Source organism: Paenibacillus sp. W4I10, assembly GCF_030816325.1.
Lineage (GTDB): Bacteria > Bacillota > Bacilli > Paenibacillales > Paenibacillaceae > Paenibacillus > Paenibacillus amylolyticus_B.
In genome coordinates this window covers 3,436,121-3,462,743 of record NZ_JAUSXX010000001.1, presented here as the reverse complement: position 1 = coordinate 3,462,743, position 26,623 = coordinate 3,436,121, and the positions used below count along the sequence as shown (strand labels likewise).

Below are 26,623 nucleotides of genomic sequence, written 5' to 3'. Positions count from 1 at the left end.
TTGTTCAAAATTAAATCGTCAACTTATCGTTCGTATCGTATCAATTCGTATCGGTATTACCTTTATCGGAATCGGTGTCCTCTTTTGATATCTCCCAGATGATTTCGGTTCGGAATCCGCCAAGTGGGGATGGGCCGAATAGGAGGTAGGAATGGCTTCCGAATGTGTGCATGATTCGTTGATTCGTATTCCAGAGGCCGCAGCCCATTTCTTCCTGTAAAGGTTCCTGCATCTTCAAGTTCAGCGCTTCGTACTGTTCCGAGCTTAGGCCGGGGCCATCGTCGTCGATGTATATTCTGCCAAAACCATTCTTGCGCTCCCCGGTAATTCGGATTTCCCCGGATGAATAGGACTTCGCCACACCGTGTATGACAGAATTCTCGACCATCGGTTGAAGCATTAATCTCGGCACCGACTGGGCAAGCATATCCTCAGGGATATCGATGTGATATTCAATTCGGCCATTGCGCAGCTTCTGGATATCCAGATAGTTGATGAGCAGCTTGATCTCTTCCTGAAGCGAAGATGTCTCTTTTTCCATACGGGTGGTATAGCGGTAGTAGGCACTAAGGTTATGCGCCATGGAGACCACAGCTTGTTCGTCCTTCATCTGAGCCATGTTGATGATATAACCAAGACAATTATATAGGAAATGCGGATTGATCTGCGCTTGTAATTGCTTCAGCGTTGCTTCCTTGGCTCTAATCTTCTCATGGAACACATTCTCGATCAGATCCTGAATCTGATGGGACATATCGTTGAATCGGCGGAACAGGAATGAGAATTCATTCTGGTTTTTGCTATGCAGTCGAACGGAATAATCGCCCTGCTCTACGCGGCGTAAACCTTTGATCAGCTGTTTGATCGGATACTGGACATTCCGGTACAGCAGGATGGAAGCCGAGATGCCCACAACGAGTAGCAAAATCATACAGGTGTAGAACAGATTCTGACTGAGCGAGATGGGTTTCAAAATCTGATACAGCGGGATGACGTCAACCAGATGCCAATCTAGATAGGTGGACTTCACGGAGCTAACCAGATATTTCTTTCCGTTCAGTTCGACCACGTCCTGTGTGGTATCCTCTGGCGAGTGCGTATCCAGATACTGGGTGAGTGCTGCGGATAATTGCTTGTCCGCGCTGCGATTCAGAATGGGTTCATTTCCTTTGTGATATAAGAAAGGATCACCTTGTCCGCCTGCTTTATACGTATCCAGCATATTCTGAATGTTCTCATAGCTGAAGCTGGCTTCAATCACCAGATTGCTTCCAGTGAGCATTCCTGGTTGGGCAAGGGAGTCCGTATAGAACCAATAGAAGGATTTCATCTCATCCTGTGATTCCGCACTCTGGTCCCCATAGGTCCATTGTCCGCTCATATTTTTTTTCAAATACGCCTCATCATATCCTGTAGTTCGGTTGTAGTTGGCGATGACATCCTCATTCTGCTGTGAATACACCGCATATCGGGTAGGCCATATATCGGTAACACTCGTCTGGAGCATCATCTTCTCCTGAATGACATAACGGGTCTGCATCCGGTCATATCGATCATCCCACATGTTCAGGCCGTTGAAGGCTCTGACATTGGGATCGCGGGAGAGAATCAGGCTGAAATCCATCATCTGATTGATACGGGAGTCGATCTGACTGGACAGAAACGTGAGCTGTTTCGTGTTGGAGATCTGCAGTTCTTTGCTGACGACATCATAGGTGACGTTGTTCGAGTAGGTGTACATGATCAGAATGGGGATGAATAAGACCACAATTAACAGGTTTATTTTGGCAAACAGACTGAATCGGGATCTGGTTTTATTTTGAAAAGGCATTAAGCGCTTCCATATATGCATGAAAAGTCTCCTTCAAATTCGTGTGTAAACAACTTCTTCCTAGGATGGCCCTAACAAAACACTATCAAGCCTAACAATGTTATATAGCAGACCTCAGAATGGCTTGATACTATTTATATCAGAGAACCCCATCACACACAAAAACTTTTTTTGGGAACAGGAGCAGTGCTATGGAGGCTAAATTGGAGGGTAAGCGGGTCCCGCAGGCAAACGTTGGGAACAAGCTGGAAAAAAAGAGGAAAAAACGCTATAAACAGCCATGGATTCTGCACTTCATGGTGTTGCCGGCGGCCATTATGGTCTTTATATTTTCATACATTCCGATGTCCGGGATTTTGATGGCATTTCAGGATTATAAACCTGCACTGGGATTTTTCAATTCCGAATGGGTAGGACTGAAGCACTTCAGGTACATGTGGGAAAATGATTACTTCCTGCAAATTACATGGAACACGCTATTTTTTGCCTGCACGAAGATTGTCATGAATCTGATCATTCCGTTTGTCTTCGCCTTATTGCTCAACGAGGTACGGAAGATGGCGCTGAAAAGAACGATTCAAACGCTCGTGTATCTACCACACTTTCTGTCATGGGTAACGTTATCCGGTATCCTGATCGACATTCTGGCCCAGACGGGTATTGTCAATCAGTTCCTGGTCTCGGTATTCGGCATCAAGCCGATCTTCTTCCTGGGGGATGGCAGCTGGTTCCGATTCACGATTATTGCGAGTGATGTCTGGAAAGAGTTTGGATTCAACACGATCATCTTCCTCGCGGCATTGTCCGGCATTAACCCGGCACTGTATGAGGCGGCTGAAGTGGACGGCGCAGGACGCTGGAAGCAAACGATGTATATTACCATCCCGGCTCTTATTCCGATTGGGATCGTCATTGCAACCTTGGCACTGGGGAATGTGCTTAACGCCAACTTTGACCAGATCTTTAACTTATATAGTCCGTTGATTTACCAACAAGGCGATATTATCGATACGTTTGTGTATAGAGAGGGTCTGCTTAGTGGGCAGTTCAGTTTCGCTACCGCTGTGAATCTGTTCAAATCGGTCATCAGCCTGATCCTGATTGTGATCTCGTACCGACTGGCTTACCGATTCGCCGGATACCGAATTTTCTAGAGAGGAGGACGAACAAATGTATCATAAAACGATGCCTTACCGCATATTTAGCATATTCAACAATGTGTTCCTGACCATTCTTTCACTGCTCTGCTTGCTGCCTTTGTATCACTTGCTCATGGTATCCCTTAGCGCATCTGCACCTGCGAATGCTGGTCTCGTCACGTTCTGGCCGATTGGATTTACACTGGAGGCGTATGCGAAAACATTTGCCAATACCAACTTCCTCTCCTCCTTATGGGTATCCGTGGAGCGGACGGTACTGGGTACAGGACTTGCGTTAATCGTTAATACGATTGCAGCCTATGCGCTCTCCAAGGAGACGCGGGTGTTCCGTGCACGTAACATCTATCTGTGGTATTTTGTCATCACGATGCTGTTCAGCGGTGGCCTCATTCCGGGGTATATCCTGATTTTGAAGCTGGGACTGATGAACACATTGCTGGCTTTGATCTTGCCAGGATTGGTTGCGGTGTTCAACATCATTCTGTTACTGAATTTCTTCCGTACCGTTCCGAAGGATCTGGAGGAAGCTGCATTTATCGATGGCGCAGGACATTTCCAGACGTTTATCAAAATCTATCTGCCGGTCTCCGTACCTGTTATTGCAACGGTTTCACTCTTCATGATGGTTGGGCATTGGAACGCATACTTTGATGGGATTATCTACATCCGTGATGCGGAAAAGCTGCCACTTGCGACATTCATGCAGACGATCATCGTGCAGGCTGACATGTCGAAGCTTGATCCGGAAGCGGTGAAGAACCTATCCCAACGGACCATTCGGGCTTCGCAGATCTTTATCAGTGCACTTCCGATCTTGTTAGTGTATCCGTTCCTGCAACGTTATTTTGTAACGGGGATTGTGGTTGGTGCTGTTAAGGAGTAGTTGAATGTAGGGGTTAGTATAGGGTTGTGAAAAAGGAGTCACTGAACTGGGGAAGGCCAGGAAGGTGGCTTCTTTTCGGTTATGGAATAGAAGTATATTACCTTTAATTGAATAAAATGGTACTATGAGAGTTGATTAAGAGCATGAGTCATTTACCAATAGGAGGATGTGGACAAAGTGAAGAAGATTATGGTTGTTACCCTTGCTTTGACGTTTTTGAGCGTATTCATGACTTTTACAGCCACAAGCGCACCGAAAAAGATCAATATATTACTTAATGAAAAAGAACTAAAGACTCAAGCAGGCGCTGAAGCTCCCAAGAAATCAATTGAAGTTATGGTTAACTTGGAAACATTTCAATTAGTAGAGTCAAATGATTATATCATCTCTGACGGCCACATACTCGTTTCGCCAGCCTATATTACGAATGTACTAGATTTCGATGTGCCTGGTAAAGGGATATGGTGGGATAACGAAGCCAAAAGTGTAATATTTGCATATGTCGACAAAGATGATTATCCAAAACCAAGGTTAACCTTTAAGGTGGGGGAAAGCTCTTTTACCGAGTTCGACAAGCGAATTGAACTAAAGAGTAAAGTATTAATGGTAGATGGAAGAGTTTATTTGCCGTTAAGAGCAATTAGTGAAGCATATGGTAAGGAAGTTCAATGGGAATCCAATAACAGCAAGAACATGGTTCGAATAACTGCGAAGAATAACTTGCCATGATTTTTATGCAGAACAATAGGTTTTGAAGCAATTTCGTTAAACTGGAAACATCCAGGCTCGATCTCAAATATTCGTTGAAGGGTAGGAGAGTATATGGGTTCAAGAATAATGCATCTGGTAATTGCAAATAGAATTGCTGATAGCCTATCAATCAAAGATAAGACGCCTTTTTTACTTGGAAGTATCGCTCCGGATGCTGTTTCATCAAAAGATTCGTCACATTTCTTTGCTGGTGAAGTACAAGATTTTTCAAGGAACGTTGACTACAAAGGCTTTATACATAAATATAGATCGCAAGCAGAAGACTTATATGTACTTGGTTATTTTACACATTTGATTGCTGATGATATTTGGTTGAAAGGTTTCAATCTGCCTTGGTTAAAAAACAGAATGGATGCAGACGCTGGATTATATAAACTGTATCATAATGATTTCAGAATATTGAATGGGAAGTTATTAGAGCATTATGGATACACAGATGAATTAAGAAGGTCGCTGAATTACATTCCTACATTATCTGAATTAGATGAGGTTAAATCAAAAGATGTTGAAAAATTCGTTCCATATGTATTGGGTGATATGGAATATGATAACGCAATATTGAATGAAGATCTTAATGTTTTTACGTTTAACCAGATCGTTGGATACTTAGAGACATCAGTCGATATGGGATTATTGAATATGAGGTATGTAAAGATAAAGTATAATTTGTAGGCTATATTTCTGAAAAGTGGAGATCAGAACGAAGCCCGTTGCCCATACACTCCCAATCCTGTTATAATTCCGGTATATCTATCGTATTGGGGGTTATGACGTGGCAATATGGATGATGCCGGATTGCTCGTTCGCTAGAAAGCCTTACGCAAAGCCTGAATAGGGGCGGACTTTGTGTAGGGCGCGACAAAATGAGATCGTTTGCCCTGAAATCAACATCAAGATCATGGTTCAACCCGCAGGCTTTGCACCTTATTTGTTCTTCCAATAAAAATAAGGGGCTGAAAGCCATGAAAACACCATTTATTCACAATCATCAATTCAATTATATTCATAAACAAGCTGATTTCCTGCTCAAAACGCTGCGCTCGGTCGTGGACCCCAAGGTATTGGATACGGTCCGTTATACCGTCAGCACGAATGCCGTTGGCATCTTCAATGATCTGACGCCGGAACAAAAGCAACTGCTGGAGCAGTTATCCACGTATGAGAAGACACATGAGTTGCAGACCTATCTGAACCAGCTGGAAGAATATCTGATTCCATTTCCGCAAGTATCCGCGAAGCAGATTCAGAAGCTGTTTCCCAAGGTAAAGAAGCTCAAAGTGCCGGATCTGGAATCCATCGATTACGCACGTACAACTTATCTGAGATGGACCGACATTGCTACCGATCGCTTGTTCATCGTGTATCCGCACGAAGGCAGATTCCTCGGTATTGAGGGACGGCTTACAGCCACGAACAAGAAAGGGTACTGCATGTTCTGTCATCGTCATCAGGAGCTCGGATTTTTCAACGTGAAAACCAAGAGTTATACGCCGGACAACATTTCTTCCGTGGCCCAGTACGTATGCATGGATAACACAGCTTGCAACCATAGCATCACCGATACTAGTATGTTGGAGAAGTTTCTTCTCTCGACCGTAAAATAATTACATTTAAACAAACAGGGTCGCTCTTTGGAGCGACCTTTTTTGCTGTGTTTAAGCGGAATTGGGGCGTCAGGCGTCATATTAATGTAGCGCTATAATACCTTTATAGCGTCGAAGGATCGTTGGCATAATTCAGTCCCATGTGATGTGCATGGTTCAGCAGTGCCTCATAATGCTCAGGCTTGGATTCCAACGTTTCGTATAAAAACTCAACCCTGGAGTGGGACACGCCGCAATAATCGGCAATACCCACATTGAGCAGATTGGCGATCGATTGACCATAGTTGCGCTTCTGTACCTGTTCTTCCGTCACACCCGAAAGAGCGATCCACAATATCTGCTGATGAGGGAGCTTGTTCGCGCCGTAGGCAAATCCGTTGTTCATGACACGATCCACATAACCCTTCAACATGGCTGGCAGATGCCACCACCAGAGAGGAAACACAAAAGCCACAGCATCGTGTTTCTTCAATCGCTTCATCTCGGTTTCAACCTCAGGTGAGAACACTTGATTCTCTTGGGTATAGTCTGGTTCATCCATCTCTCGGAGAATTGGGTCAAATCCAATCCCATGCAAATCCAATATCTCATAACCGTGACCAGCCTCGGTAAGCCCTTCTGCAAAACGTTCAGCTACCTGGAAGGTCAAGGAATCTTTACGCGGGTGGGATACTACAACGAGTACGTTCATCTTAACGTTCACTACCTTTCTGGATTACGGTCTTGTAGCCATAAATCAATGGCTGATGCTATTATAAACAGGTATGAGAACATCTGGAAGTACGCACTTTGATGTTCTATAGGAAGAATGAAGTGCCATAGGAACATCAAAGTACCCTAAATGAACGCCTTGAAATAGACTTGAATAATGGGGGAAAATCAGCAAGAAGATTATATTTTTACCTTAGATACAGCCTGATTATGGAGGGGTTCAAAAATGACGGAACATGGAGAAACAAGTGCTCCAAAGAAATATAAAGTAGGCGTGGAAGCAGCCTTGGAAGTGATGGGTGGGAAGTGGAAGCCTTTGATTATTTATCACTTGATGACTGGACGGAAACGCACGTCAGAGCTTCGACGATTAATACCAGACATTACGCAGAAGATGCTGACAACACAGCTCAGAGGTCTGGAGAAGGACGAGATTGTGCAGCGCAAGGTATATTCCGAGGTTCCTCCCAAAGTGGAATATGAGTTAACGGACTACGGCTGGGGACTCAAGCCTGCCCTGGACCATTTATGTTATTGGGGAGAGGAGCATCTGGAGAAGGTGCACGGGGATAAGTTTAAGGTACTGGAGGACTTCGATGCTGAAGAGAAGGGGGCGGGAAGGTGAATGGTACAGAGCACGTGAAACAGGCAGTTCCCATTCGTTGTGAAGGCGTGGCTGTAGTTCTGTTGAAGAAAAGCCTCGATCAATACCGTGTACTGATGCTAAAGCGGGCTGGTCGTATGTTGCATAATGAGTGGTGTTATGTTGGTGGCGGTATAGAAGAGGGCGAGAAGGCATGGGAAGCTGCACTCAGAGAAGTTCATGAGGAAACAGGTATTACGGAAGTCCGGTTGTATTCTGCCAATCAATTCGAACAATATTATTCACCCATGGGGGAGTATATCTATACCGCTCCCGTATTCGTAGGATACGTGGATGAACGCCAGCCTGTCCGGTTAAATCATGAACATACCGCGTATCAATGGATGACGTTTGACGAAGCCAAAGAAAATGCGGCATTACCCGGAATTGAAGATATTTTGGATTTTGTTGAAAAGCATTTTGCCAGAAAAGCCCCTTCCAAGTGGCTTCGGATTAATGGAGAGAATGATTAGGAGGTGGAACTCATCACGTACAAGACGATTTATCCAAGAGCATGGTTGAGCCTACTATGTATGTTGGTCATTGAAGCTATACTTTTCAGGGATGGTATTTACGATGAAAATGGTATTCTGAAGTACTTGCTGATCGTTATATTGACCTTTATTCTCGGTTATATCGTTTTCCTGATCTGGCGTTTGTTTTTCACGAGACCCAGTATTACGCTGGAAAGCGATCATGTGATTTCTACGAAGCATCAGAGATATGATGCATCTCAGATTGAGTGTATTTATATGAATTACAGACGGATTGGCATCAAACTCTATGGTAAACGGTTAGTGCCGATGGATCTATGTTTTTATTTTCAACGAGGTCAGGAGTCTGCAGGCGTAGAAGCTGTGCATGAATGGGCGGCGCGAAATGACAAAGAGATTAAACATAAATTGTTTCAAACCGTGGGGTAGACCAGTTCGTTTGTTGAGTATAAGGAATCGTTAAGGCTGAAGGTTCTATGCTTCAATAGCAAAGTAGATTTAGATTTCTAAAAATTAGCAGGAGAGATGCATATGAGATATCGAACGAAAGAATGGTATGAGCTGTGTCAGCGGACAGGGCTTCATTTTGGGATGAGGGTACATAGAGGAGCTTACGAATTGGACGAAGCACTTTTCCTGCGACGTTATAAAAGAAAAGAAAAAGATTATATAGAGCTTCAGCGTGAGATGTACAATATAGATCCTCGTTTTTTGCTGAAGCAAAATGGCCATGTTTTTGTATCTGCCGAAAAGTTTCTTAGTGGGAATGAGATATCGGAAGACGATAAAAGAGTATACCAGATGCCTGCTGAAGAAAGAGAGCGAATCGAAAAATTAATCGCGGATTATGATGTGAGGCCTCCTTTTGACGAGCTACAGCATAGAATTGCATTTAAAGAGATGCAGGAATGGGATTACAAACACCAGAAAGAACGATTACCAAAGGAAATATATGAGCAAATTGCGGATATCCGTGTATTTACGTTGGGTTATTGCACGAGAGAAGTTATGCTCCAGCTGAAGAAACAGAGTGCAGAAAATAGGAGAGAGATGGAGCGTGTATCGAATGAATACAGGGAAGCCATTTTAGCGCAGGATATTCCCGATGAAATCCGTAGTCGGGTTCAATTTCATGATTGTACAGTGATGGAACTACTGACGGGAGATGAAGTGGTCATTCGTTTTGACACCCATGGGGGCTTCACCAATATAAATAAACTTACGCTGGTTGCACCAGAAATAATCAAGCAAGAAGGTAAGATTGTAGGCAGTTACTGGCTGTATCAAGAGCTGTATCGAATCGATAACGGATATGAGCTTCATGTTTTATTTGAGGGAGATAATATGCCCGAACTGATTGTTCGCTGTGCTGATATTCTCGTAGAGGAAGAATGAGAGAGTGCCCAAAAGGAGGATGGAGGGAATAGAGATGGAATGGACCACCAGCACCTTTGGTTATTTATCTACTCCCGTATTTATCGTGGGCGTTGCGTGTTACTTTTTTCCTGACCTTTTATACAAAGTATTTGTTCTGATGGGAGTTCGAAGATAACCCACCTCATAGTGATATTCCTAAACATATCGAAATTATATTAAAACTACTAGGCACCATTATGGTGATCCTGGGGTTGATATGGTTTTGGTTTTCAGAAGAGTTTTAAAATTTAGTTTTTTGACAGCAAGGAGTTGAGCAACAATGGGAGTTTTTCTGGGCTTTAATCATCTCAATGATAAGTATTATTGTGGTTCTTATCTTTGCGGCAATCATTCGTTATGCCGTAGATTCATCCAAAACATCCCAAAAGCTGGATCTACTCATCAAAGAAGTGCACTATCTGAAAACTGAAATTAAAAAACAGCAACGCCATAAGCAGCAAGATGACAGCAAGCATAACATCGATGAGAAAGTATAGGGAAATAATTAAAAGTCAAGGCGAGAGATACAATAATATGTTCTCGGAAAGGAACAGACCATGATGAAACCAAATGAGAATGTACAAGCTGTTTTTATAGACAGAGATGGAACCATCGGTGGTACAGGACATTTTATTCATCCGAGAGATTTCAGATTATACCCCAATGCTCAAGAAGCCATTATGCGTTTGAAGCGAGAAGGAATTATGGTACTGGCGTTTACGAATCAATATCGAATCTCACGTGGAGAAGCAAGTGTTCAGGATTTTGAAGAGCAATTTCGCGAGTATGGATTCGATCACTCCTATATATGTCCGCATGAGCAAGAATGCAGTTGCCGAAAGCCGAAACCCGGAATGTTACTACAAGCTTCAGGGGAGCACGGTCTGGATTTATCCAAATGCATAGTTATTTGAGATGTAGGAGACACAGACATGCTTGCTGCCCACGCCGTAGGAGCGACCAAGATCATGGTGCGAACAGGCTGGGGGGAATCTTCATTAACCGAATTCAGAAACAAATGGACGGAGACTGAACCTGATTATATCGCAGAGGATATTTGGGATGCCGTACAATGGATCCTTCATGGAAGGGAATTCAGAGAATAAAAGACAGGAGGTAACTGTGTATGGGCATGTCAGACTATTACAAAAACCTGAGGGACAAGATCGGCAACGAGCTTATTTTTATGCCGGGTGTGGCTGGGATTATCCGAAATGAACAAGGGAAGATCCTGTTCGGTCGTAAACATAACGAATCAACCTGGGGGCTGATAGCCGGAGCAATTGAGCTTGGTGAGACACCGGCCCAAGCGATGGTAAGAGAGGCACTGGAAGAGACAGGTCTGGTTGTTGAACCGGAGAAGATTATCGGAATATACGGGGGTGAAGCAAGAAGGTTTACATACAGCAATGGTCATCAGGTTGAATATTTGACTATCGTATTTGAATGCAGGATCAAATCTGGGCAACTCACGCCCGATAATGAAGAGATGAAGGATCTGCAGTTTTTCCCCGAGGATCAGCTTCCACCTATGGCAAACCAGTATCCAGAATATATTTTTAGCTCCAAGCAAGAAGAACGAGCCCATTTTGAAAGATAACCCACTGTGCAATTGGAATCTAACCTCACCTTATGTTTACCAAATAAATCAAGATCCTAGTTATATGAGGAGAACTATATGTTAAACAATCCAACGATAAATGAGATCAAAAACTTATTCAAGATGCATCATATCAACGAAGAAATATCTGAAATTATCGCAAGTGCCTTAGTTCAGACTAAACAAGAGGAGAGATATCACAAGTTGGATAACAAAAGTAGTTTGAATCGTCCGAATATTTGGACGACCTCCGATATACTTCATGGCGACTTACTTGCCAGTAAAGAACTTATCTATGACAAGTGTGGCTTTGGTTGCTCACAACCACATGAAGAAGCACAAAATGCTGAATACGGGGCGTATGTGTTCACCTTAAATTCTCTCTCCATTCGATTTCGCGTCGCCAAAACCACGCCAACCAAGATTGGACAATTTGTTACCCTGTGGCAGCGGAGTGAGGATGGATCGACACAGCCATATGATGTATCAGATCCAGCAGATATGTATGTGATTAGTACGCGAACAGGCAGCCACTTTGGTCAATTTATATTTCCGAAACATGTATTGTTACAGCGAGATATCCTATCGGATCAAGGCAAAGGTGGCAAGCGTGCCATACGTGTATATCCGCCTTGGGACAATCCAACAAGTATGCAGGCTCAAAAAACGCAGCAATGGCAGCTGGAATACTTCTTGGAAGTACCTTTTACCGAACAGTTAAACTGTGATCAAGCCCGGGCACTTTATGGCACCCAGCGATTAAAGTAAGCGAAACAGTAGCCAGCATCTCCAGGTTTTTCCTCCGATTTTCAGCTTTCACCGACCTTTTTGGCATATCTCCTCTAATCGTTACTTCCCAGTACTGAAGCGTGTGTTATGTCCTCCATTTGTTTAAAATAGTGATCAGCTAAATTATTTTTTTGAAATTTGTGCTTGCCTTAATGTGAACATTAAGCCTTAGGATGTAAAAGAACCGGCCAAATGCTTCCCAAAATGAATATAAAGGAGGAGTCAGCATTATGGCTTTTTCGATAAAAGAAGCTTCCGAGCGACTGGGTTGTCCTGCACATAAAATTCGTTATTACGAGAAGGAGGGACTGCTCCCTTACATTAGGCGGGATCAACATGGCAATCGGATGTTCGAGGAAGAACATTTGGATTGGATGAGATTGATGTCTTGTTTCCGGGCAACGGGTATGAAGGTATCTACACTGAAACATATGGTTAGTCTGGCGCTGGATGGTGATTCAACGATTCCACAACGGAAAGCGATACTTCACGAATATAAAGAGGAATTACATCGCCGCCAACTTGAAATTGCCGAAGCACTTGCAGCGGTGAATAACAAATTGACGATCTATGAAGACATAGAGACAGGAAAGCTTCCTTTAGAAAGCAAGCTGCTAGACCAGATGGAAAGCATTGCTAAAGACTAATATGAACGGATGGAGAGATGGAGAAATGAAACAAAGAGTGCTGGGAAATAGCGATATCGTCGTGTCTTCGATAGGATTGGGAATTATGGGCATGTCTCCGGGGATGTACGGGGAAACCAATGATGAGGAGTCAATGAAGACCATCCATCGTGCGCTGGAGATTGGCGTAACTATACTAGATACAGCTGACGTGTACGGTAATGGTCATAATGAAGAACTACTGGGGAAAGCGCTGAAAGGACGTCGGGATCGGGCCATTATTGCTACCAAATTCGCGTATACCCCAAACTATGAGACGTTGAATGGTCATCCGGATTACGTGAAAAAGGCTGTAGAAGCAAGTCTTCGCAGGCTGGACACCGACTATATTGATCTGTATTACCAACACAGGGTAGATCCTCAGATTCCGATTGAGGAAACGGTTGGCGCGATGGCTGACTTGGTTAAAGAGGGGAAAGTCCGCTGCCTTGGATTGTCGGAAGCATCGGCTTCCACTTTACGCCGGGCACACGCCGTTCATCCAATTTCTGCGTTGCAGAGCGAATATTCCCTGTGGAGCCGGGATATTGAGGACGAGATTCTACCAACTGCGAGAGAACTGAATATTACCCATATTGCATACAGTCCATTAAGCAGAGGGTTTATCTCAGGTGAGATACGGAAATTCGAAGATTTGGATGTTAATGATCTGCGCAGATATATGCCGAGGTTCCAAGGAGACAATTTCGCCAAAAATATAGAAGTTGTGGATAAAATCAAAGAGATCGCCATGGAGAAGAGTTGTACGCCTGCACAATTGGCTTTAGCTTGGACAATGGCTAATAACGCATTGCCGATTCCGGGAACGAAACGAATCAAATATTTGGAGGAAAACGCGAACGCTGCAACGATTGAACTGACACCTGATGACTTAGCTCGTATTGAAAATGTAAGTCCCCAAAATGAGGTCCATGGAACACGTTATATGAAAGAAATGATGACTCAGCTTAATGGGTAAATAATGTCCGTGTAACTTATTATTTAATGTGAAGTAGTTGCTCAGCAAAAATACAAATATGGAATACAAAAGAGACTCTCTTTTAGTGAAAGTCTCTATTTGTATTCATCCCAATCGAGTGACACGAACAGACAGGCAGGGGAGTCTAAAAGGCAAAAAAGGAAGTATGATTTAGTGGAATATCCTGTATAATTTAGAGAACAATCATGTTTGCATTTCTGTAGAGAATGAAGGATCTACGATTGGAATAAGGTATCCCTATTATGGGAGTGTTTCTACTGCCACTTTGAATAATGGAGTGTGGTCATGATCGTTTTAACGTCAGCAATCGTATTCACCGTCCTGATTCTAATCGTTATTCTGTTTCAGATTGCGTTGGCTGTAGGTGTGCCATGGGGAGAGTACGCCATGGGTGGGAAGTTTCCCGGGAAATACCCCGTATCCATGCGTTTTGCCTGCATAGTTCAGATCGCAATATTGGCATTCATGGGTATCATTGTTCTGAGTAAAGCAGGATTGCTTTGGCCTCACTGGTCTTCGTTCTCAGATATCGCAATTTGGTTTATCGTTGGGTATTTGGTGTTGGGGACCATATTAAATCTGATCACGAGAAGTGTATGGGAACGAAGAATTTGGGCGCCCGTAACGTTGTTGATGCTGATAACGAGTGTAATCATTGCCATTACATAACAATGAGCAACAAAGAAATATACAAAACTAGAGCCCTGGCATGTATGGCCAAAGGGCTCTATTAATCACTGCCGTTCCTCATTTATACTAATGATAGTTTAACCCTACATAGAGAAGATCAACGGAGAGGAGCGGTTTTATTATGCCGATCTACTACTACCTTGCAGCAGTTATATTAGTTGTAACAGCCTATTTGGTTCGACGTAAGCTCAAGATTTTCCGTCCAGCAGCAGGAAGACGCAGAAAACAGATGAAAGTTACATACCGACGAAAAAAAGCACCATTGAATCTTGGACTTCGAGAAGAAGTTTCCTATCAGCAAACCATTCTTCAATTGGAGAAGAGTTACAATAAGCATTTTGCAAACAAACTCAAGATCCGAATTCAACAGGAATATCCTCACATGAAAACGCTGGAGTATCGGTGGAAATTGATAGAGCTTAAGCGATATTTCATTATGGCTTCATTACTTAAGCAGGTGCCCATGTTCAGTGATGAAGTTGATGATTTGTGGCATGAGATGCTGATGTTTACGAAATCTTACGCTGATTTTTGTGCAGAATTCATGGGTTCCACGGTACACCATGAGCCGGCAATCACCCGCCGCGAAACGCCAGGAGCACGTGCATGGTTTGACTGGGTGTACTGTCAAATATTCGAATTCACCCCCTACAGTGCTGCAATCTGGGGTGATTTTTTCGCTTACCCATTATCCAGTGATGTACAGAAGCTGATCGCACAGGGAGATCAATCTGAACTGGTGAATGAACTGTTTCATGCAAGACGCATGCAGGAGGACCCTGAAGCTGCTCAGGTGATTACCTACCTGATTGATCAAATACGAAGATCCGCAACTCTAAGTGAAGAAGAGCTATCTCCAGCATCTTCCGGAAGTAGCGATGTAGCTCTCGTCATGGCTAGCGCCATGGTGTATTACTCCATGCATAATGAGGCGACATATGGACTACACATGGGCCGACTGGAGCAGGAAATTCTTCCACAAGAAAAGGCAGTCTCTGGTTCCTCGTCAATCAGTGGTTGCACAAGCGGTTCCAGCTGTTATACGGATCAATGTACTGATAGTGGTAGTTCCTCGGGAGGATCCGGATCATCCTCGGGATCATCTTCCGACTCTTCTTGCAGCTCATCCAGCTGTTCATCTTGTGGTGGTGGCGGAGATTAATGAAGTATGAAGCTAGCGAATGAATTGGAAAAAGAGAAGCTGTCGATGATACAGCGGAATAACCTGTCAGAAAAGAAGGCAGGGATGTGTTCATCAAGCCGTGGGATATACCCTAAAATTATAAAAATCAAAAACAGGGCTTTCCCAGTGATGGGAAAGCCCTGTTTTCATTTAGCAGTTATGCTTAGTATAACATTCAATGGTGATGATGCGCATGGGCATCTGGTGCGTCGCCTTTGACAGTGCATAGTACCGAGGTGTCATGCAGATGTTTCTCAGACTCCACTTGGAGCGTTACATGTTTGATTTCTTTATGCTCCAGCATATGTTCAATCTTCTTAACCAGGATCTCGGATGCATAGACATCCATCGTTCCATCTACCACGATATGTGCGGTCAGCGCGTTCAGGTTACTGGTAATGGACCAGACATGCACATCGTGTACACCTTTGACACCATCCACTTGTTTGATGGTCTGCACCAGGTCATTCACATCCACATTGGCCGGAGTACCTTCCATCAAGATATGCAGGGATGATTTGGTGACATAGAACCCACTACGCAATACTAGTGCCGCGACAATTACACTCGCCAGTGGATCGGCCCAACCCCAGCCAAAGAACATCATCAGCAATGCCGCAGCAATGGCTCCAACCGATCCCAGCATGTCACTGATGACATGCAGATAAGCACCGCGCATGTTCAAGTTATTCTCCGTATCGCTACCACGCATCATAATCCAGGCAACAAGAATGTTCACGAGCAGTCCAATGACGCTGATAATTAACATACCTACGGTTGCGACTTCTGGCGGGTGGATGAAACGACCAATCGCTTCGTAGAAAATGTAGAGTGCAATGGCGATTAATGTGATTCCATTTAACGTGGCAGCTAAAATCTCAAATCTTCTGTAGCCATACGTTTTGCCAGTATTCACTGCTTTTTCACCAAACGTGAACGCGAGCAAAGCGATCCCGAGTGCAATGGAATCGGACAACATATGACCTGCATCCGAGATGAGAGCAAGACTGTTGGTAATGAATCCGCCAATGGCTTCAACAATCATATAGACGGTAATAATAATGAAGGAAAACAACAATACTTTCTTGTTATTAGTGGTGTGAGCGTGGTTGTGCCCATGATCGTGCCCATGATTATGACTGTGTTGATGTCCGGACATATTAATCCTCTCCTCTGGAGCGAGGCTCCGTTATGTAATATGAATTCTAGTGTGACTATAAATGATCCTTAACAAGGTTTAACAGCCTACAAATGAATATATGAGCGGTTGTTCATATGTTATGGTTTTATTATAGTTGCGCCTCATAGTAGTGTCAACCAGATTTAAGGAAATGTAAACATACCAAGGTATCTCCGTGCACGTGCTGGCGAATGAGATTGTTTTTGTGCTACCATCTGTGCAGGATCATAGTGAGATGTTCTCGCTACATAGAAGGGCGGACAACGATATGAAACATCTGCTGCTGGCAGACGATGATGCGAATATTAGAGCACTCTTGCGGCATGTCATGACCAAGGAAGGCTATAGGGTACATGAAGCGCAGGATGGTGTAGAAGCGGTGAAACTGATGCAAGAAACGCCAATCGATCTGGCGATCCTCGATGTCATGATGCCAGGCATGGACGGTCTGGAGTTATGTGATTTCATTCGGCAGCATTACGACATTCCGATTATGTTGCTGACGGCACGAGATCAGCTATCTGACAAGAAAGAAGGTTATTTGAAAGGAACAGATGAGTATGTGACCAAGCCGTTTGAACCTGAAGAACTGGTCTACCGGGTAAAGGCATTATTTCGCCGCTACCATCGCACATCCAGTGATATCATCCGTATGAACCGGATCGTGATCGACCGGAACAATGTGGAGGTTACCGATGGGCAATCCATTCTCTTTTTGCCAATGAAAGAATTTGAATTACTCTCACAGCTTGCCCAGTTTCCGGGCCGTTTGTTCTCACGGGATGAGCTCATTCGGCTCGTATGGGGAGCGGATTACGAAGGAGATGACCGTACCGTTGATGTGCACATCAAGCGGCTGCGTGATCGTTTTGCCGATTATACCGACGATTTCGTCATTCAGACTGTGCGGGGCATTGGTTATAAGATGGAGGTGAAAGCACCTTGAGGACCTTGTACGTTCGGGTATTCCTCATTACGATTGCGGTGATTATGGTCAGCGGCATGCTCGGCTTTCTTTTGTCGAATATCTACTATCATGCAAAGCTCAAGGATTTTAATGATGAGAAGCTGGTGGGCATCGCGACGCAAATGAAGCAATTTGTGGAACAGCAACCCGGCACGATGGAGCAGTATTTGAACAATGCCGCCGCACTCGGGTACGAAATCTATGTGACGGATGGAAAAGGCAACGACCGATTCTTCGGCCGCGAATTCCGTGAGAAGGATCTGGACAAGCAAGCTGTAGAACTGGTGTTGAATGGTGAGGTATACCATGGCGTCGCCCAGTTTCCAAGCAAACCGTTCATTACCGGGTTCTTCGATAATCAATTAAGTAATACCGTGGGTGTTCATCTACAGCTTGGCAATGCGAATTATGCGCTCTTTATGCGTCCGGATGTAATCCTGCAATTCGGTGAGCTGCGGATCTTTTTTGCGCTGATTGGTGCACTCACGATAGGCATTAGTATCCTGATCTTTCTGATCAGTACCCGATATCTGGTCAATCCGATTGAACGTCTGTCCGAGGCGACCAAACGCATCGCACAAGGAAAATATAATCTGAAATTGCCTACTGCAAGACGGGATGAGATTGGACAATTAGCCCAGCATTTCATGACCATGAGCCGTGAATTGGAGAGGGTCGATCAGGCACGGCAACAGTTTGTATCGAACGTATCCCATGAGATTCAATCACCGCTGACCTCGATTCAGGGGTTTGCCCAATTGGTGGCGGATCGAGATCTACCCGAACAGGAACGAGAGCACTATGCATCGATCATTGAGGAGGAGAGTCGTCATCTCTCCCTACTCAGTAAACAACTGCTTCTCCTGTCCTCCCTTGAACAAGGCAACGAAGATCTGTCCAAAGTAAAGTTCTCTTTGCGAGATCAGTTCCGGCAAGCGGTTCAGGTGCTGCAATGGCAACTTGAAGAAAAAGAACTGCTGCTTCGGATATCGGTGCCCGAATCTATCCAGCTTGTCGGCAATGAAGTGCTGCTCATGCAAGTGTGGATGAATCTGCTGGGTAATGCAGTGAATCATCTGCCACAGGGAAGAAGCATCGAGATCCATGCCGAGCAGATAGATGACCAGTGTGTGGTTCAGATTCGGGATACAGGGGACGGGATTGCTGCGGAGCATCTGCCTTTCCTGTTCGATCGATTTTACCGGGTGGACCGTGCGCGGGAACGTTCTTCCGGACGAACCGGGCTTGGACTTGCCATCGTGCAGAAAATTATCCGAATTCATGACGGTACAATCGAGGTTTCCAGTTCACCTGAGGGTACAGTCTTTACCGTGACCCTTCCGCAGATGTAATCTGTTATTCATTTGCCGTTCATTTTCGTCTCCTATACTTGGGTTATCAAGAGGGAGGTCACAGAACATGTACTTGGCTATTCGGGAAATGAGGTATGCCAAAGGGCGGTATGCCTTAATTGCTACAATCATGGTACTGGTTTCATTTCTGGTACTGTTTGTTACAGGTCTTGCACAGGGGCTGGCTTATGATAACGCAGCTTCGGTCAAAAATATGGCAGCAACCCACTTTGTGCTGGAACAGGATTCGAATCATCGGTTTACCCGGTCACAAGTGGATCAGGATCAGCTTAATCAAGCTCGCTCCGTAGTGGGGCAAGAGAACGCTGAGCCGCTCGGTGTGAAAATGACAACGGTCAGTCCAATGGGCGACACGAAAAAGATCGATGTCACGTTGTTCATGGTGAATCCGGAAGGCTGGCTTGCTCCAGCGGTTACCGAAGGAACTCCGATTACGGATCAGACCAACGGGCAGGTTGTGGTGGATCATAAGTTAGCTGAATCCGGTGTGACGATTGGCACCGTTCTGGTCGATCAAGCTTCGGGAATGGAGTGGACCGTTGGCGGATTTGTACAAAATGAGTCTTTCAGTCACTCGCCGGTCGTGTTCCTGAATGAACAGGAATGGCTTACGCTTCAAGGAGATTCACGAACTACACAAGGTTCCGCCGACACCAATGCCAATTCTCCGATATACAATGCCATTGCGGTAAAGGACGCGGGTGAGCAGGTAGACGGACTAAGTGCTGCAATGCCTGATACGGAAGTCATCACGAAGTCGGATGCCGTAGCGGCTATTCCTGGATATAAGGAAGAGCAGGGATCGTTGCTTATGATGATCGCTTTTCTATATGTCATCTCAGCGTTTGTACTTGCGGTATTCTTCTATGTCATCACGATTCAGAAAACAAGTCAGTTTGGCATATTGAAAGCGATCGGAACGCGGAATGGATATCTGACGGGTAGCGTTTCGTTACAAGTATTCATTCTATCGGTTGGCAGTTTGGTGATTAGCTTACTGTTGGTTCGACTGTTCGAGTCCATCTTGCCAGCATCAATGCCATTTCAATTAGGTTTATCCACCCTCGCACTGACCTGTGTATTATTCATACTCATGTCTGTGGCGGGTTCGTTATTCTCGGTGTGGAAGGTTACCAAAATTGATGCACTTGATGCGATTGGGAGGACAGCAGCATGAGAAACCGATTGGTATTACAGGGAATTACACAGACCTTTGAAGATGGTGGCAGTAAACGGACGATTCTGGACAAGTTGGACCTTGAGGTTGCTGAAGGTGAACTTGTCGCTGTAATGGGGCCTTCCGGCTCGGGTAAAAGCACATTCCTGTCCATTGCTGGCGCACTGCTCGAACCGACCGAAGGGCAGGTTCTACTGGATGGGGCCTCTATTATGGGCAAAAGCAAACAGGATATATCCGATATGCGGCTTCAGCAGCTCGGCTTTATATTTCAAAGTGCCAACCTCATTCCTTATCTGAAAGTAGAAGAACAACTCATGGTCGTTGCAAAGCTCGCCGGAACGGATAAAAACAAGTCGGGGAAACGAGTGGATGAGCTGTTGAACACGGTGGGGCTAACCCATCGGCGGAAAGCGTATGCGGAGAAGCTGTCTGGCGGAGAACGTCAGCGGGTCGCCATTGCACGGGCGTTGATGAACGACCCGGCTGTCCTGCTCGCGGATGAACCGACAGCCAGCCTGGATGCGGAACGTGGACTGGATATTGTCGGCATGATTGCACGGCTCGTGAAAGAGCAGGGCAAGAGTGCAGTGATGGTTACGCATGATGAGCGGATCTTGCCGCTCTGTAGCCGGGTTCTTTTTTTGGAAAAGGGAAAACTGGTGCAGCATTAGAAGGAGAATGGTCTGAAAGTCTGGAGACAATATTGATCCAAGGCTTAAGGGTAGAGAGTGTAAGATGAGGGTCACGTATTCCCGGTGGGAAGGTGGCCTTCTTTCTTTGTTTGCGACTATAATTGGAAGAATAGTGAATTTTACATAGAGAGGAACAGATGTGGATGAGCAGCTTAAATGCAGAACAATTCCCGGCACTGAGTACGTCGATTCATTGGGGGATTATTGAGGCAGAGTTCAGATTAAACGACATCGTGGATGAAAAGCTGGTGAGTAATATTAGCATCATTCCATTTGTCGGGGATCAATGTGTTGTTTTCCAACTGGATAATGGAGACTGGGAGCTGCCTGGGGGCACGCTTGAAGCAGGTGAGCATTACATGGATGGACTGAAGCGCGAACTGATGGAGGAACTTGGGGCTGAAAAGCGTTCCTATCAGATTTTTGGCCAATTCCACTGCACATCCAGTGCGTTGGAACCGTATCGACCGCATATCCCGCATCCCCATTTTGTACGAATCATTGGATATGGAGATGTTGAACTTGTCGGTGATCCGCTGAATCCGGAGGATGGCGAGCAGGTGGTTGCAGTTGAAGTGGTAGAGATTGATGAAGCGATCCGAAGATTCCAGGAACAGAACAGACATGACATTGCAGAGATGTACAAACTGGCTTATGTACTGCGAGAAGAAGCTAAACAGTGAGAGGCAATGGTTAGGTATTCTAATTCCAGATAGCCTACGGAGGTAATGATGATTCGAGATAAAATTAACGAGCTGCTGGACACTTTACCCGAATTGGAATTGAACTGAGCATATTGGGGAATTGAGCGTATCCATCAGGAATATATGTTCAAGAAGAACTTGCAGGATAAAGGGGTTGTCTTGTCCGAACTGTACGAGGAATCCGAAGGGATTGTACAGCAATGGGACAGCGTATTTGCCAATAATATCGATGATGTGGTCAAAGAGTCTATCCATTATAGCCAGTACAAGTGGCATATGTTCAGTTATGAGCAACAGAAATGCCTGACACACGACCAAGCACGAGATGCTTTTAATGCCGAGCCGAAAGATGAAGTATATGTGATGTATGAAAGTGGTGGTTGGGTGCTTTTATACGAAAACGCGAAACGGATTATTGCAGCGGATTTTGATTCGGAGCAGGATATCTATATCTTCGACCGAGCGTTTACATGGACGTATGTGCATACGCACGAATCCATGTGTGGCCCTTATTTTTATAAAATAGAACAAGTATGAATTTTGAACAAAAAGGGATAGCATCGTATTCAATAAACTCTGACTTGGGAGTGATATCTTATGCAGGAACTTTTTAAGAAGATCATCAATACTGAAGTCAAACCCTTATTTGCCAAACACGGCTATTCCAAGAAAGATTTGAATTTCTACAAAGCGGATGGCAACCTCGTATACAAGTTCAACATTCAAAGAGCGAAGTATAATACCAGTAATCAGGTCCAGTTTTATGTTAATTGTGGTGTTCATTCCACCGAGCTTGCGGAGGGCAGTCTCTTGAACCGAGTGGAGCCATATTGGAGAACATATCTCATTTTACCTGCCGAATCAGAGAAATAGCCCCTGCGGCTCCGGCCCACTACACCTTAACGCCTGATATCGATCCAGACGCTTTATCGAAAGAACTGGTGTCACATTTGGAAGAGGGCATGTCATTCCTACACTCGCTAAAAGGGGCCAGAGATATAGTCCATTATTATATGGCCAAGACAGCGTTACATTTAAGCGAAGAAACCTTCCGCTTCCTGCTGCAAGCTGGTGATACGGAAGAAGCCAAGCAATATTTACAGCAACTGCATGCGAAATACGGAGCCGAAAAGCGCTGGGCGATATTAGAAAAGAAATATGCAACCGTTTTTGCCGAGTACGGATTGTGAGTTTATTCCAGACAAATAGCAAAAATGAAAGGGGATAACATATGAACGATACTCAATATACTTTAAATTTTGAGAAACTGTGTAATGAATTACAGCTTGGTGAATTGATCAGTTCGCCCAAACCTATTTCAGGTGGACTTCTTCATCGAATGTACGCTATTGAAACCACGCAAGCTAATTATGCAGTTAAGGCATTGAATCCCCAGATCATGATAAGACCTACTGCTGTGCAAAATTATATTGATTCAGAAAAAATAGCAAACGTGGCAGCTGAACATATCCATGCTCAACCTGCAAAAATGTTAAAGGTGCTTCTATGCATAACATTGATAATCAATTCTATCTAATATTTGATTGGATTGAGGGTCAACGTTTGGAACAAGATGAAGTTACGATCAATAACAGTTCTCTGATGGGAACGATCCTTGCAGATATCCATAAAACGGATTTTAGACAACTAGAATTGGATAGTTCACAGGCGACTAATTCTAAAAAAATAGATTGGATGTTTTATCTGAACAAAGGAAGAAATGAGAATTCGGAATGGATTAAAATTTTGGACGCCAATATGGATAAGCTGTATGAGTGGAGTATGAAAGCTAAGAATTCATTTTCAATGCTAGCATCCAATAATGTTATTAGTCACAGAGATCTGGAGCCTAAGAATGTGATGTGGAGACAAGACATACCTATTATTATAGATTGGGAATCGGCAGGTTATATTAATCCGATGCATGATCTGGTAGAAACAGCTGTGTATTGGTCAGTAGATAGCTCTGGAAGTATAAACGAGGAAAAGTTCTTGGCTTTTATAGCTGGATATAAGAAGCGAGTGGGGAGTCTAACAGCCAATTGGGAAGTGGTTCTGGATATTGGTTTTGCTGGAAAGTTGGACTGGCTCGAGTATAGCCTTAAACGGTCACTGTGGATTGAATGTACGGACATAGAGGAACAGTTATTAGGAACATCACAAGTCATTAGAACTTTAGAGGCTTTGAAACAATACGAGAATATGATTTCAGATATTAAGAACTGGTTGAATACTTAATCCAGGAGGGGATGCCCATATGGCAAACGATAAAGGAACACTCAGAACATGCGAACAAGGACATTCGTATTATAAAAAAAGTGATTGCCCAACCTGTCCAACGTGCGAAGCTGAACATAAACCGACAGATGGATTTCTAGCCTTGCTGTCAGCTCCCGCCAGACGTGCCTTGGAGAATGAAGGCATTGCGACACTACAGCAACTTGCAGAGTACACGGAAAAAGAGATCCTGAAGCTACATGGAATCGGGCCATCTGCTATGCCTAAATTGCGAGATGCTTTGGAAGAAGAGGGAATGTCTTTTAAGAAATAACCCTCTTCACGCTGTTCCACTAATCCAAACCAGAAGCGGAAGTAATCTCCTCCATCGTTACCCGATACAACAAGTTACCTTCACTGAGTAGCAGACGATGTTGGCGAAAATCCTGCCTTGCCTGCTTGAAGGGCTGACCATTTTCATTTAATAAATCAATCTTCTGCCCCTTGCTCAATCTTCCGGGCTTCTCCAATTTTTTTAAGCACAAACGTCCCATGTTTACCGTACCCGGCATCAAACAAAAAATGATAACCATCCGTACTGAAGCCGGAGGAACCGGAGATGTTTGGATTCATAAATGTAACGTTGGGTTCTCGGGTGCCCCCTGAGATACAACCAAGTTCAAAATCGGTATAGAAGTAGAACCAGACCTGCTTCTCATTCACACATTGAGTGCGTAACAATCCGCAATGTCAGCTTCATGATTTTCATATAGTTTATTCCCGTGCTCATCCCAGGCCAGCAGACCACATGATCCAATCGGATCGCTCCATCCGTAGTTACCAAAAACCCCTTCATCGAAGTAACTGGTCCAGATTGTTCCCTTCTCTGTAACCTGTGCACTTTGGATACCGTCTCCCAGCAGAAACTCGCGAATTGTATTTCCGTCTAAATCACACACTTTGGCGTTCAAATCAAACTGTTCATTCCTATAATTCGTACAGCGTGCTCCGACGAGCAGCAGGTGATCATGTAATGGTTGTACGTAATGATAATTGAACGTCTGTCCCCAGATGACAACTTCCTCGATATTTTGATCTGTCACAATGAGAACTTTGTACGTATAGCTTTGGTTCAATTTACTCTGAACGAACATACCTCGTTTTCTTTCGGGGATCTGATTCATCAGCAGCACATAGACAAGGCCATCACCGCCTCCCTGGGTGGAAACGATATCGAATCCCTCGACATAGTTCGAAATGTCGGCAAAAGGCAAAAGGTTTACTTTGGGATTGGACATATCCATATCCTCCTTTGTAAAATACTGAGTCACCATCTGCATCTGTATAAGAGGATTATGACGTACACGTACTAAACTGAACATGGCGGAAGTATAGCGAAGGTCTTCTTTGGCTTTCTTGACACACGGAGTACAATAAGGAAGTTGTGTAAAATTCTATATAAGAGGAGGATGGAGAGGTAGCTATAAGAAGAGTGTGAGAATACATACAACGCACGTGTAGTAAGGGGAAAGAAGTACCCGTAGATTTGATTTGTATGAGTACGATTACGTGGAAGACTCATCTCTGAAAAACTAAAATGTATAAGGAAGTGTTACAAGGTGGAACCAAATATTCCAGAGCAAAAGACAGACTACCGTCCACTAGGCGTATCGGGCTTGGGTGGTTGGCTGATTCTCGTCCAGATCGGATTATTTCTTACGTTGATTTTCCTGGCGCTCCAATTGGTCCTGTATTGTTTGCCCATGCTTACAACAGAGACTTGGGAGTTGCTAACTTCGGAGCAATCTGAATATTATCACCCGCTATGGGGACCGGTCGTTATTTTTGAAACGGTATATAACGCACTGTTTTTAGTGTTTAGCATATATACCATCATTGCTTTGTATAGTAAAAAATCGATCTTTCCTCGTCTTATGATCATGTTTTATAGTGTTAGTCTAGCCGTTAGTGTCATTGATTATTTATTGTTGCTTCAGATTCCGATGGCGAGAGAACTTGAGGATGGAAACTCGTTAAGAGATATTGGCAAGTCGGTACTTACTTGTGCGATCTGGATTCCTTACTTTATCAAATCAGAGCGAGTTCATAACACATTTGTAAGATAAATGGGTTGCAGGAAATGCCCGATCTCGGATAGAAGCTATCAGAGGTCGGGTTTATTTGTTACAAACGAAACCAGTCACATATATAGTTAACCTGTTCAAAGTGAAAAGGAGAAGAGATCTTGAAAATTTATCTGGTAAGGCATGGGATGGATGAGGAAGGGTATCGAGGCGGATGGAGCGATCGTGGACTTACGGAACAAGGAATCAATCAATCCAGGAAACTGGGAGAGCATTTGCATCATCATGCTGACGAGTACAACATACATACGATCATTAGCAGTGATCTTCCTCGTGCAGTACAGACTACACGGGAAATTGAGAAGAGATTAAACATGCAGGCTAGCTTAATGAAAGATTGGCGGGAGATGAATAACGGAGATTTGGCAGGCATGCTCCATAAGGATGCTGAAGAACATTACCCAGGGGTTTATTTCAACACCCTTGAGATGGATTCCCCTTTTCCGGGAGGAGAAAGTCCAAGGGATTTTTATAACCGGATAAGCACAGCTTTCCAGAATCTTTTCAAAGGTATGGAGGAGGAAACAGTCAAGTCCAATGTTCTGTTAATTACTCACGGCGGAGTGATTAATATTCTGTATTATCTGCTTGAAAATAGGGAGTGGAGCAATAAGTCCAGCTTTTATCCCATGGACAACACCAGTGTACATACCGTTGAAAAGGGAAGGTATGGTTGGAAACTTAGCAGCGCAAATGTGTTAAGTCATCTTGATTAAAAAATTGAAG

The 26,623-nt window shown here is 44.2% G+C and carries 35 protein-coding genes and 1 pseudogene; 30 read left to right on the top strand and 6 right to left on the bottom strand.

What is annotated here, in order from left to right:
- Window positions 1-40: 40 nt before the first annotated feature.
- On the bottom strand, window positions 41-1,852 hold the full coding sequence (locus tag QF049_RS15560) for a sensor histidine kinase (protein ID WP_307538635.1): 1,812 nt from the start codon (window positions 1,850-1,852) through the stop codon (window positions 41-43).
- A 275-nt stretch (window positions 1,853-2,127) separates the two neighbouring features.
- Here QF049_RS15560 and QF049_RS15555 point away from each other — a divergent pair, with 275 nt between their 5' ends.
- The 5 genes from QF049_RS15555 (at window position 2,128) to QF049_RS15535 (ending at window position 6,249) form a co-directional block, all read left to right on the top strand.
- On the top strand, window positions 2,128-2,985 hold the full coding sequence (locus tag QF049_RS15555) for an ABC transporter permease (RefSeq protein ID WP_179086446.1): 858 nt from the start codon (window positions 2,128-2,130) through the stop codon (window positions 2,983-2,985).
- A 16-nt stretch (window positions 2,986-3,001) separates the two neighbouring features.
- A complete protein-coding gene (locus tag QF049_RS15550) occupies window positions 3,002-3,874 on the top strand; it encodes a carbohydrate ABC transporter permease (RefSeq protein WP_264930476.1) in 873 nt (290 codons plus the stop codon).
- Window positions 3,875-4,051: 177 nt separating this feature from the next.
- On the top strand, window positions 4,052-4,603 hold the full coding sequence (locus tag QF049_RS15545) for a stalk domain-containing protein (protein WP_307538630.1): 552 nt from the start codon (window positions 4,052-4,054) through the stop codon (window positions 4,601-4,603).
- 93 nt (window positions 4,604-4,696) lie between these two features.
- Window positions 4,697-5,317, top strand: coding sequence for a zinc dependent phospholipase C family protein (locus QF049_RS15540; protein ID WP_307538628.1), 621 nt, complete (start codon window positions 4,697-4,699; stop codon window positions 5,315-5,317).
- A gap of 290 nt (window positions 5,318-5,607) precedes the next feature.
- A complete protein-coding gene (locus QF049_RS15535; protein WP_307538626.1) occupies window positions 5,608-6,249 on the top strand; it encodes a FusB/FusC family EF-G-binding protein in 642 nt (213 codons plus the stop codon).
- A gap of 103 nt (window positions 6,250-6,352) precedes the next feature.
- Here the strand turns inward: QF049_RS15535 and QF049_RS15530 are convergent, their stop codons facing one another.
- Window positions 6,353-6,940, bottom strand: coding sequence for an NAD(P)H oxidoreductase (locus tag QF049_RS15530; RefSeq protein ID WP_307538624.1), 588 nt, complete (start codon window positions 6,938-6,940; stop codon window positions 6,353-6,355).
- Between the two features lie 246 nt (window positions 6,941-7,186).
- Between QF049_RS15530 and QF049_RS15525 the strand changes: the two genes are divergently transcribed.
- From QF049_RS15525 to QF049_RS15470, 12 genes and pseudogenes are all read left to right on the top strand, one after another.
- A complete protein-coding gene (locus QF049_RS15525; protein ID WP_307538622.1) occupies window positions 7,187-7,585 on the top strand; it encodes a winged helix-turn-helix transcriptional regulator in 399 nt (132 codons plus the stop codon).
- A complete protein-coding gene (locus tag QF049_RS15520; RefSeq protein WP_307538620.1) occupies window positions 7,582-8,076 on the top strand; it encodes an NUDIX hydrolase in 495 nt (164 codons plus the stop codon). The genes QF049_RS15525 and QF049_RS15520 overlap by 4 nt, the downstream gene beginning before the upstream one ends.
- Before the next feature lie 60 nt (window positions 8,077-8,136).
- Window positions 8,137-8,526, top strand: coding sequence for a hypothetical protein (locus tag QF049_RS15515; RefSeq protein WP_307538618.1), 390 nt, complete (start codon window positions 8,137-8,139; stop codon window positions 8,524-8,526).
- Window positions 8,527-8,628: 102 nt separating this feature from the next.
- Window positions 8,629-9,492, top strand: coding sequence for a DUF4085 family protein (locus QF049_RS15510; protein WP_307538617.1), 864 nt, complete (start codon window positions 8,629-8,631; stop codon window positions 9,490-9,492).
- Between the two features lie 332 nt (window positions 9,493-9,824).
- Window positions 9,825-10,010, top strand: a complete 186-nt coding sequence (locus QF049_RS15505) for a hypothetical protein (RefSeq protein ID WP_307538616.1) — start codon at window positions 9,825-9,827, stop codon at window positions 10,008-10,010.
- Between the two features lie 60 nt (window positions 10,011-10,070).
- A pseudogene (locus tag QF049_RS15500) lies at window positions 10,071-10,619 on the top strand (HAD-IIIA family hydrolase).
- A 20-nt stretch (window positions 10,620-10,639) separates the two neighbouring features.
- The gene (locus QF049_RS15495; protein ID WP_307538614.1) at window positions 10,640-11,113 is read left to right on the top strand and encodes an NUDIX domain-containing protein; all 474 of its coding nucleotides are present in this window, start codon (window positions 10,640-10,642) and stop codon (window positions 11,111-11,113) included.
- Between the two features lie 78 nt (window positions 11,114-11,191).
- Complete coding sequence (locus QF049_RS15490; protein WP_307538612.1) at window positions 11,192-11,881, top strand: MepB family protein; 690 nt, start codon at window positions 11,192-11,194, stop codon at window positions 11,879-11,881.
- A 251-nt stretch (window positions 11,882-12,132) separates the two neighbouring features.
- On the top strand, window positions 12,133-12,549 hold the full coding sequence (locus tag QF049_RS15485) for a MerR family transcriptional regulator (protein ID WP_307538610.1): 417 nt from the start codon (window positions 12,133-12,135) through the stop codon (window positions 12,547-12,549).
- 25 nt (window positions 12,550-12,574) lie between these two features.
- On the top strand, window positions 12,575-13,546 hold the full coding sequence (locus QF049_RS15480) for an aldo/keto reductase (protein WP_307538608.1): 972 nt from the start codon (window positions 12,575-12,577) through the stop codon (window positions 13,544-13,546).
- A 306-nt stretch (window positions 13,547-13,852) separates the two neighbouring features.
- Window positions 13,853-14,236 (top strand): hypothetical protein, encoded by a 384-nt coding sequence (locus tag QF049_RS15475; protein WP_307538606.1) that lies wholly within the window; start codon window positions 13,853-13,855, stop codon window positions 14,234-14,236.
- 142 nt (window positions 14,237-14,378) lie between these two features.
- On the top strand, window positions 14,379-15,419 hold the full coding sequence (locus QF049_RS15470) for a glycine-rich domain-containing protein (RefSeq protein WP_307538604.1): 1,041 nt from the start codon (window positions 14,379-14,381) through the stop codon (window positions 15,417-15,419).
- Window positions 15,420-15,615: 196 nt separating this feature from the next.
- On the opposite strand, the gene QF049_RS15465 is transcribed toward QF049_RS15470, so the two are convergent.
- Window positions 15,616-16,599, bottom strand: a complete 984-nt coding sequence (locus QF049_RS15465; protein ID WP_307538602.1) for a cation diffusion facilitator family transporter — start codon at window positions 16,597-16,599, stop codon at window positions 15,616-15,618.
- 289 nt (window positions 16,600-16,888) lie between these two features.
- Between QF049_RS15465 and QF049_RS15460 the strand changes: the two genes are divergently transcribed.
- The 11 genes from QF049_RS15460 (at window position 16,889) to QF049_RS15410 (ending at window position 24,087) form a co-directional block, all read left to right on the top strand.
- Entirely contained in the window at window positions 16,889-17,566 is a 678-nt protein-coding gene (locus tag QF049_RS15460) for a response regulator transcription factor (protein WP_307538600.1), read from the top strand.
- Window positions 17,563-18,939, top strand: coding sequence for a sensor histidine kinase (locus QF049_RS15455; protein ID WP_307538598.1), 1,377 nt, complete (start codon window positions 17,563-17,565; stop codon window positions 18,937-18,939). The genes QF049_RS15460 and QF049_RS15455 overlap by 4 nt, the downstream gene beginning before the upstream one ends.
- Before the next feature lie 67 nt (window positions 18,940-19,006).
- Window positions 19,007-20,137 carry an ABC transporter permease gene (locus tag QF049_RS15450; RefSeq protein WP_307538596.1) on the top strand — a complete coding sequence of 377 codons (1,131 nt, stop codon included), beginning with the start codon at window positions 19,007-19,009 and terminating at the stop codon, window positions 20,135-20,137.
- Window positions 20,134-20,811, top strand: coding sequence for an ABC transporter ATP-binding protein (locus tag QF049_RS15445; protein WP_307538594.1), 678 nt, complete (start codon window positions 20,134-20,136; stop codon window positions 20,809-20,811). Before QF049_RS15450 ends, QF049_RS15445 begins: the two co-directional genes overlap by 4 nt.
- Before the next feature lie 164 nt (window positions 20,812-20,975).
- On the top strand, window positions 20,976-21,515 hold the full coding sequence (locus tag QF049_RS15440; protein WP_307538592.1) for an NUDIX hydrolase: 540 nt from the start codon (window positions 20,976-20,978) through the stop codon (window positions 21,513-21,515).
- A gap of 144 nt (window positions 21,516-21,659) precedes the next feature.
- Window positions 21,660-22,073, top strand: coding sequence for a DUF4275 family protein (locus QF049_RS15435; RefSeq protein WP_307538590.1), 414 nt, complete (start codon window positions 21,660-21,662; stop codon window positions 22,071-22,073).
- A gap of 60 nt (window positions 22,074-22,133) precedes the next feature.
- Window positions 22,134-22,409, top strand: coding sequence for a DUF4304 domain-containing protein (locus tag QF049_RS15430; protein WP_307538588.1), 276 nt, complete (start codon window positions 22,134-22,136; stop codon window positions 22,407-22,409).
- Window positions 22,367-22,726 carry a hypothetical protein gene (locus QF049_RS15425; protein ID WP_307538586.1) on the top strand — a complete coding sequence of 120 codons (360 nt, stop codon included), beginning with the start codon at window positions 22,367-22,369 and terminating at the stop codon, window positions 22,724-22,726. Before QF049_RS15430 ends, QF049_RS15425 begins: the two co-directional genes overlap by 43 nt.
- Window positions 22,727-22,767: 41 nt before the next feature.
- Entirely contained in the window at window positions 22,768-23,073 is a 306-nt protein-coding gene (locus tag QF049_RS15420) for a hypothetical protein (RefSeq protein ID WP_307538584.1), read from the top strand.
- Window positions 23,074-23,099: 26 nt separating this feature from the next.
- Entirely contained in the window at window positions 23,100-23,774 is a 675-nt protein-coding gene (locus QF049_RS15415; protein WP_307538582.1) for a phosphotransferase family protein, read from the top strand.
- A 19-nt stretch (window positions 23,775-23,793) separates the two neighbouring features.
- Window positions 23,794-24,087 carry an RNA polymerase alpha subunit C-terminal domain-containing protein gene (locus tag QF049_RS15410; RefSeq protein WP_307538580.1) on the top strand — a complete coding sequence of 98 codons (294 nt, stop codon included), beginning with the start codon at window positions 23,794-23,796 and terminating at the stop codon, window positions 24,085-24,087.
- A gap of 19 nt (window positions 24,088-24,106) precedes the next feature.
- Here the strand turns inward: QF049_RS15410 and QF049_RS15405 are convergent, their stop codons facing one another.
- From QF049_RS15405 to QF049_RS15395, 3 genes are read right to left on the bottom strand one after another with little or no spacing between them, the layout of a single operon-like run.
- Window positions 24,107-24,265: a hypothetical protein gene (locus QF049_RS15405; RefSeq protein ID WP_307538579.1), complete on the bottom strand. Its 159-nt coding sequence runs from the start codon at window positions 24,263-24,265 to the stop codon at window positions 24,107-24,109.
- Entirely contained in the window at window positions 24,243-24,476 is a 234-nt protein-coding gene (locus QF049_RS15400) for a hypothetical protein (RefSeq protein WP_307538578.1), read from the bottom strand. The genes QF049_RS15405 and QF049_RS15400 overlap by 23 nt, the downstream gene beginning before the upstream one ends.
- Window positions 24,473-25,051: a hypothetical protein gene (locus QF049_RS15395; RefSeq protein WP_307538575.1), complete on the bottom strand. Its 579-nt coding sequence runs from the start codon at window positions 25,049-25,051 to the stop codon at window positions 24,473-24,475. The genes QF049_RS15400 and QF049_RS15395 overlap by 4 nt, the downstream gene beginning before the upstream one ends.
- A gap of 321 nt (window positions 25,052-25,372) precedes the next feature.
- Between QF049_RS15395 and QF049_RS15390 the strand changes: the two genes are divergently transcribed.
- Together QF049_RS15390 and QF049_RS15385 are read left to right on the top strand one after the other, a co-directional pair.
- On the top strand, window positions 25,373-25,879 hold the full coding sequence (locus tag QF049_RS15390) for a DUF2569 domain-containing protein (protein WP_307538573.1): 507 nt from the start codon (window positions 25,373-25,375) through the stop codon (window positions 25,877-25,879).
- Window positions 25,880-25,998: 119 nt separating this feature from the next.
- A complete protein-coding gene (locus QF049_RS15385; protein ID WP_307538571.1) occupies window positions 25,999-26,613 on the top strand; it encodes a histidine phosphatase family protein in 615 nt (204 codons plus the stop codon).
- Window positions 26,614-26,623 lie beyond the last annotated feature (10 nt).

Excerpts from the sequence above, each read along its gene's own strand:
- QF049_RS15420 (WP_307538584.1), top strand. The coding sequence starts at position 22,768 with ATGAACGATACTCAATATACTTTAAATTTTGAGAAACTGTGTAATGAA.
- QF049_RS15560 (WP_307538635.1), bottom strand. The coding sequence starts at position 1,852 with ATGCATATATGGAAGCGCTTAATGCCTTTTCAAAATAAAACCAGATCC.
- QF049_RS15460 (WP_307538600.1), top strand. The coding sequence starts at position 16,889 with ATGAAACATCTGCTGCTGGCAGACGATGATGCGAATATTAGAGCACTC.
- QF049_RS15475 (WP_307538606.1), top strand. The coding sequence starts at position 13,853 with ATGATCGTTTTAACGTCAGCAATCGTATTCACCGTCCTGATTCTAATC.
- QF049_RS15490 (WP_307538612.1), top strand. The coding sequence starts at position 11,192 with ATGTTAAACAATCCAACGATAAATGAGATCAAAAACTTATTCAAGATG.
- QF049_RS15510 (WP_307538617.1), top strand. The coding sequence starts at position 8,629 with ATGAGATATCGAACGAAAGAATGGTATGAGCTGTGTCAGCGGACAGGG.
- QF049_RS15505 (WP_307538616.1), top strand. The coding sequence starts at position 9,825 with ATGATAAGTATTATTGTGGTTCTTATCTTTGCGGCAATCATTCGTTAT.
- QF049_RS15470 (WP_307538604.1), top strand. The coding sequence starts at position 14,379 with ATGCCGATCTACTACTACCTTGCAGCAGTTATATTAGTTGTAACAGCC.
- QF049_RS15485 (WP_307538610.1), top strand. The coding sequence starts at position 12,133 with ATGGCTTTTTCGATAAAAGAAGCTTCCGAGCGACTGGGTTGTCCTGCA.
- QF049_RS15535 (WP_307538626.1), top strand. The coding sequence starts at position 5,608 with ATGAAAACACCATTTATTCACAATCATCAATTCAATTATATTCATAAA.
- QF049_RS15515 (WP_307538618.1), top strand. The coding sequence starts at position 8,137 with ATGTTGGTCATTGAAGCTATACTTTTCAGGGATGGTATTTACGATGAA.
- QF049_RS15430 (WP_307538588.1), top strand. The coding sequence starts at position 22,134 with ATGCAGGAACTTTTTAAGAAGATCATCAATACTGAAGTCAAACCCTTA.
- QF049_RS15465 (WP_307538602.1), bottom strand. The coding sequence starts at position 16,599 with ATGTCCGGACATCAACACAGTCATAATCATGGGCACGATCATGGGCAC.
- QF049_RS15435 (WP_307538590.1), top strand. The coding sequence starts at position 21,660 with ATGTTCAAGAAGAACTTGCAGGATAAAGGGGTTGTCTTGTCCGAACTG.
- QF049_RS15445 (WP_307538594.1), top strand. The coding sequence starts at position 20,134 with ATGAGAAACCGATTGGTATTACAGGGAATTACACAGACCTTTGAAGAT.
- QF049_RS15525 (WP_307538622.1), top strand. The coding sequence starts at position 7,187 with ATGACGGAACATGGAGAAACAAGTGCTCCAAAGAAATATAAAGTAGGC.
- QF049_RS15550 (WP_264930476.1), top strand. The coding sequence starts at position 3,002 with ATGTATCATAAAACGATGCCTTACCGCATATTTAGCATATTCAACAAT.
- QF049_RS15410 (WP_307538580.1), top strand. The coding sequence starts at position 23,794 with ATGGCAAACGATAAAGGAACACTCAGAACATGCGAACAAGGACATTCG.
- QF049_RS15440 (WP_307538592.1), top strand. The coding sequence starts at position 20,976 with ATGAGCAGCTTAAATGCAGAACAATTCCCGGCACTGAGTACGTCGATT.
- QF049_RS15450 (WP_307538596.1), top strand. The coding sequence starts at position 19,007 with ATGTACTTGGCTATTCGGGAAATGAGGTATGCCAAAGGGCGGTATGCC.
- QF049_RS15540 (WP_307538628.1), top strand. The coding sequence starts at position 4,697 with ATGGGTTCAAGAATAATGCATCTGGTAATTGCAAATAGAATTGCTGAT.
- QF049_RS15395 (WP_307538575.1), bottom strand. The coding sequence starts at position 25,051 with ATGTCCAATCCCAAAGTAAACCTTTTGCCTTTTGCCGACATTTCGAAC.
- QF049_RS15480 (WP_307538608.1), top strand. The coding sequence starts at position 12,575 with ATGAAACAAAGAGTGCTGGGAAATAGCGATATCGTCGTGTCTTCGATA.
- QF049_RS15555 (WP_179086446.1), top strand. The coding sequence starts at position 2,128 with ATGGTGTTGCCGGCGGCCATTATGGTCTTTATATTTTCATACATTCCG.
- QF049_RS15495 (WP_307538614.1), top strand. The coding sequence starts at position 10,640 with ATGGGCATGTCAGACTATTACAAAAACCTGAGGGACAAGATCGGCAAC.
- QF049_RS15530 (WP_307538624.1), bottom strand. The coding sequence starts at position 6,940 with ATGAACGTACTCGTTGTAGTATCCCACCCGCGTAAAGATTCCTTGACC.